The organism is Parablautia muri (assembly GCF_009917485.1).
In the GTDB taxonomy this organism is placed as follows: Bacteria; Bacillota; Clostridia; order Lachnospirales; family Lachnospiraceae; genus Suilimivivens; species Suilimivivens muri.
In genome coordinates this window covers 1-4,712 of record NZ_QZDT01000110.1, presented here as the reverse complement: position 1 = coordinate 4,712, position 4,712 = coordinate 1, and the positions used below count along the sequence as shown (strand labels likewise).

Genomic DNA, 4,712 nt, shown 5'->3' with positions numbered 1-4,712 from the left:
AATAAACAAAATGTTTACTCGCTGTAAAAAGAATCCTAACTGCAATGTTGTCCTTATCTAAATGACATTGGTCTATGAACACAGTCTTTTTACCACCAAGAACAAGCTGTTCAAGCAGGAGAATTTTGTTGATGAAGTAAAACATTTCTATACTGACCTTATCAATCTTCTTGTAAAAAATGATAAAGAAAAACTCCAAGTGTTCGACAGCGGCGGATTATATCTTGCCACCAAGAAGATTGGGAAAAACAACCCGAAAGTAGAACAGATACAGACCAGTAACGAAGTGTATATGCGTTGGAATTGTGAAGTAGACAGAGCGATTGTCAGCGGTGTTTCTGAAACGGAGATACAACAGATAAAGAAAAATTATATCACAGACCGCATCAGAGAATCGGTTGATATATTTGGCAGCCAGCCGGAACGTCTGGGAAGTATTATAATGACTGCTGTTACGGTGCTGGCGCTGCTGATTTCTAAAGTATTGGATAAGACAAGGGAATTGTCAGCAAAGTTTTTTGAGAAAGAATCGTTACAGCCGATTGCAGAAGCAAGCGAAAGGAGGACAACAGAAATAATACCACAGACGGATAAAGTACAAATGCAGGAAAAAATCACTTATAAAGAACCGACTGCCAATCCGTCAGCACCGAAATGGGATCTACAGCCCCAAAACCAAGTGCAGGCAACAGAGCGGGAAACACCACCGATACCGGCCCAAGCCAGTTATGTCCACTGAAGCTGCCGCATATCCAAAACTGCTGAAGATTTATAAGGAACTGAACCGCCAAAACGAGATTATCCTTGACGCAGAGAGGGAGCGCAATGAGTTGGAACTTGAGCGTGACAGCCTGAAAGGATTTGCAAAACTGACGAAGAAAGGGGAGCTGCAAAGCAGGATTGACCGCAAGAACGAGGAAATAGACCTTCTGAAAGTCGGTCTGTCGGGGATTGCAAAACGGTATGGATTTCAGACGGTGCATGATTTCTACAAAGCCTTTGCCGTCTCTAAAACAGCTAATGCCGATTATCAGGTCAAAGCAGATAAATGGGAAGAAAGATACGGCGAAAAAGTGCAAAGGCGGGAAGAAAGCATACACAGACGGTTACAGAATTATCAAAAAGAAAATACAGACAGACAAGCGAGACAGACTTCAAAAAACAGGGACAGAGGAGCGAGATAATCGCTCCTTCCTATTATTCAAAATTATATTATGGTAGGGCGAAGTATTCATGTTATACTGATAAAGGAACTCATAGAACCGGTTCGACGGTATAATAGGGCATATTGAAAATAAATTAATATTTCCGTTAAAGCAATAAATTATAATTGAATTATGCTATAATGTATCAGATATGGAGGAAATTCTACATGGAGAAGATTTTGTTAATAGAAGATGATGCAGATATTCGTGAAATGCTGATTGACTATCTAAGCGGAGACGGATACGAAATAACGGCATATGCGGACGGAGTATCTGTTGGGGTATTTACAGATATTACAGACTACTCGTTGGCATTAGTTGATTTAATGCTCCCCCAAAGCAATGGATTTGAATTGATAAAGAAAATACGGGAAATAAGTACACTACCAATCATTATCATTACTGCAAAAAACAACGATCACGATAAGGCAAGAGGGCTGTCAATGGGAGCCGATGATTATGTGACAAAGCCGTTTTCCATTGTCGAATTATCGGCAAGGATTAAGGCAAACATCCGAAGAATGGCTATGTACGATGTGCAAACGCCGACAGAAAATGTAATACATTTAAAAGATTTACAGATTGATTTGTCTGCTCATATTGTAAAAAGAGGAACTGACTTTATAGATTTAACCCGGACAGAATTTGACATTCTTGTTTATTTGTCAAAAAACAGGAATCGGGCATTATCAAAAGAATCCATATATCAAAAAATATGGAAAGAGCCCTATTACGGAAACGAAAATGTATTAAACACTCACATGAACCGGTTGAGAAATAAGCTTAAAAATGGAGATAATGAATATATAAAGACACTATGGGGAATTGGTTATAAAATAATGGAGGTTTAGGTGTGATGAGATTCTTTTTGGAAATAATTCTTAGTATAGTTGTTGTTTGGCAGTATACCACTATACGCAATTATCAGTTAGAAATAGAACAACTTAGCGGGGAGCTGAATTTCCTGTTGGACAATCAAAGAGGATTATTGTTATTGCGTACAAATAGCAAAACAATTCAAAAACTAATTCTCTCAATTAATGATTACTTACAAATGCTCTATCAAAAGAAAGCAGACTTTCAGAAAATGAAGACAGAATTACATGAAATGATGATAAATTTATCACATGACTTAAAAACACCACTTACAACGTTGTCCGGTTATGTCCAGCTTTTGCACATCCGATATAATGAGGATCATAATAACTATCAGTCTATTGATGCAATACTGGAAAAACTTCAAACAAAAATAGCACAAACCAATCGAATGATTACGCAATTTTTAGACATAGCAAAAATAGAATCAGGAGATATCGAAATCGAATTTTTACAAATAGATATTGGCAGATTATGCAAAGAGCTAGTAATGGAATATTATGATATTTTGGAAATAAACGGATTTGAGGTTGAACTGCACATAGAAACAAAGCCTATTTTAATAAACAGTGATAAAAATGCAGTTACCTGTATTTTACATAACCTAATTGATAATGCTTTAAAATACGGAATAGACGGTAAGTATTTCGGATTGACTGCCAGGGAAACAAAGCAATATATTATGATAGAAGTAGAAGATCATGGTCAGGGAATAACGGAAGATGAACAGGCACATATTTTTGAAAGAAATTACAGAGGAAAAGCAGCAAAGCAGCAAACAAATAATGGTTCGGGATTAGGATTGGCAATATGCCATAAATTGTCAAAAGAATTACATGCAGAATTAAGAGTCAATAGTCTGCCAAAGATAAAAACGGTCTTTTCGTTATTGTTAGAAAAAAGTTAGAAAAAAGAGATAGAAAAGAAAAGTCATGATGATATGATATATTCAAAGGAGTAAACAGATGGAATATTGTATTGTAGGAAAAAACATAGAAAAACTATATGGTGCAAAGAAAGTTCTCAACAATGTGGATATCCATGTTCCAATGAATAGTATTTATGGCTTAATTGGCCCTAACGATGCAGGAAAAAGTACATTATTAAAATGTATTATGAATTTAATTCATATAGACGGCGGGAATATTAAGGTTTTTGATAATACTTCCGGAATGGGGAAACATGAACTCAATCGAATAGGCTCTTTGATAGAATACCCATATTTCTATGATGATTTAACAGGAATGGAAAACCTGCTGATTCATTCCAAATATATGGGATATTATGATAAAAAAAGAATTGATGAAGTCCTAGATGAAGTTGATTTGACAAAGGATGCAGAGAAAAAAACAGCCAATTATTCCATGGGAATGCGGCAGCGATTAGCAATTGCAAGAGCAATACTAATTAAACCGGAATTATTAATATTAGATGAGCCTATTAATGCCCTTGACCCTGACGGAATTAAGAAAATGAGGGAATTATTTAAATTGTTAAATGAAAAGTGGGATACTACTATCATCATTTCAAGCCACATACTTTCCGAAATGGAGTATCTTGCAAGCGATATCGGTATAATGAGTAATGGCAAAATAATAAAAGAAAAACCATTAAAGGAAATTTATAAGGAAAATAAGGATAAAATTGTGGCAAGGGTAGATGATTTATCAAAGGCGGCTATTATACTGGAAGAAAGAGGCGTACAGGATTTTAAAGTTATAGATGACGGTCAAATACATATATTTGATTTAACTCATGATACATCTTATTTTGCAGAACTATTTGTACAAAACGGGTTAAAACTTTACCAAATAGATATTGTTAAAAAAACATTGGAAGAATATTTTTTTGAAGTGGCAGGTAAAAACTGATGCAATTACTGATAGGTTTGGAATTATTCAAATTTAAGAAAATAAAAAGGTATCTCATATTTTGTGTGTTAATAACGATAGGCATGTGCCTGTTTACTACGATTTCACTCTTTGCAATTGAGCAAGATAGGGCAGCAAATTATAATGATGCCATCAAAATGATGAACGCGGCAATTATAGACTGTTATCTTATTTTTTCGGGTGTTCTCATAACGAAAGTAATTGTTGAAGAATACACAAAAAGAACGGCGTTAATATTGTTTACCTATTCTGTCAACAGACGCCATTTGATGATGGCAAAGGTGTTGTTAGTGCTTGGAGCAACAACTTGCTTTATGATTATTACAGAACTTATCAGCATCATTTATTTAATTGTGGCAGGTCCATATATGAGGCTGGCGCTGAGCAGATTCAATGAATCTGATTTTGAGTATTGGCTTATCCAATTTGGCTGGGGAATAATAATTACAGTTAGTTTTACACTATTGAATATTAGTATGGCGTTCATTAAGAAGACAAGCCAGCATGTATTTTTGACATCGCTATTATCGGTAATCATTGCACAGATTTTAATAAGTCAGGATATCCAAAAACTGTCACTTATTTTAGGGATATTATTTATTATACTGACAGAGATTTCTATAAGAAGATATTCGGGCAAGATTGAATAACTGAGGTAACTATTAATTACTCAAACTTCGCACATAGATTTTAGCTATGCACCTTGAAAACTCAATATCTGGCAATGATTCAATTATCA

General features: G+C 35.1%; 6 protein-coding genes. All 6 read left to right on the top strand.

Going from position 1 to position 4,712, the window contains the following annotated elements; all coding sequences use genetic code 11:
* The first annotated feature begins 61 nt into the window (after positions 1-61).
* The 6 genes from D5281_RS24075 (at position 62) to D5281_RS24050 (ending at position 4,623) form a co-directional block, all read left to right on the top strand.
* Positions 62-739, top strand: coding sequence for a hypothetical protein (locus tag D5281_RS24075; RefSeq protein ID WP_160562412.1), 678 nt, complete (start codon positions 62-64; stop codon positions 737-739).
* Complete coding sequence (locus tag D5281_RS24070) at positions 729-1,184, top strand: hypothetical protein (RefSeq protein WP_160562411.1); 456 nt, start codon at positions 729-731, stop codon at positions 1,182-1,184. The genes D5281_RS24075 and D5281_RS24070 overlap by 11 nt, the downstream gene beginning before the upstream one ends.
* A 188-nt stretch (positions 1,185-1,372) precedes the next feature.
* Complete coding sequence (locus D5281_RS24065) at positions 1,373-2,056, top strand: response regulator transcription factor (RefSeq protein WP_160562410.1); 684 nt, start codon at positions 1,373-1,375, stop codon at positions 2,054-2,056.
* 5 nt (positions 2,057-2,061) lie between these two features.
* Positions 2,062-2,988 (top strand): sensor histidine kinase, encoded by a 927-nt coding sequence (locus D5281_RS24060; protein WP_277935599.1) that lies wholly within the window; start codon positions 2,062-2,064, stop codon positions 2,986-2,988.
* 58 nt (positions 2,989-3,046) lie between these two features.
* Positions 3,047-3,952: an ATP-binding cassette domain-containing protein gene (locus D5281_RS24055; RefSeq protein ID WP_160562408.1), complete on the top strand. Its 906-nt coding sequence runs from the start codon at positions 3,047-3,049 to the stop codon at positions 3,950-3,952.
* Entirely contained in the window at positions 3,952-4,623 is a 672-nt protein-coding gene (locus D5281_RS24050; protein WP_160562407.1) for an ABC transporter permease, read from the top strand. The genes D5281_RS24055 and D5281_RS24050 overlap by 1 nt, the downstream gene beginning before the upstream one ends.
* Positions 4,624-4,712 lie beyond the last annotated feature (89 nt).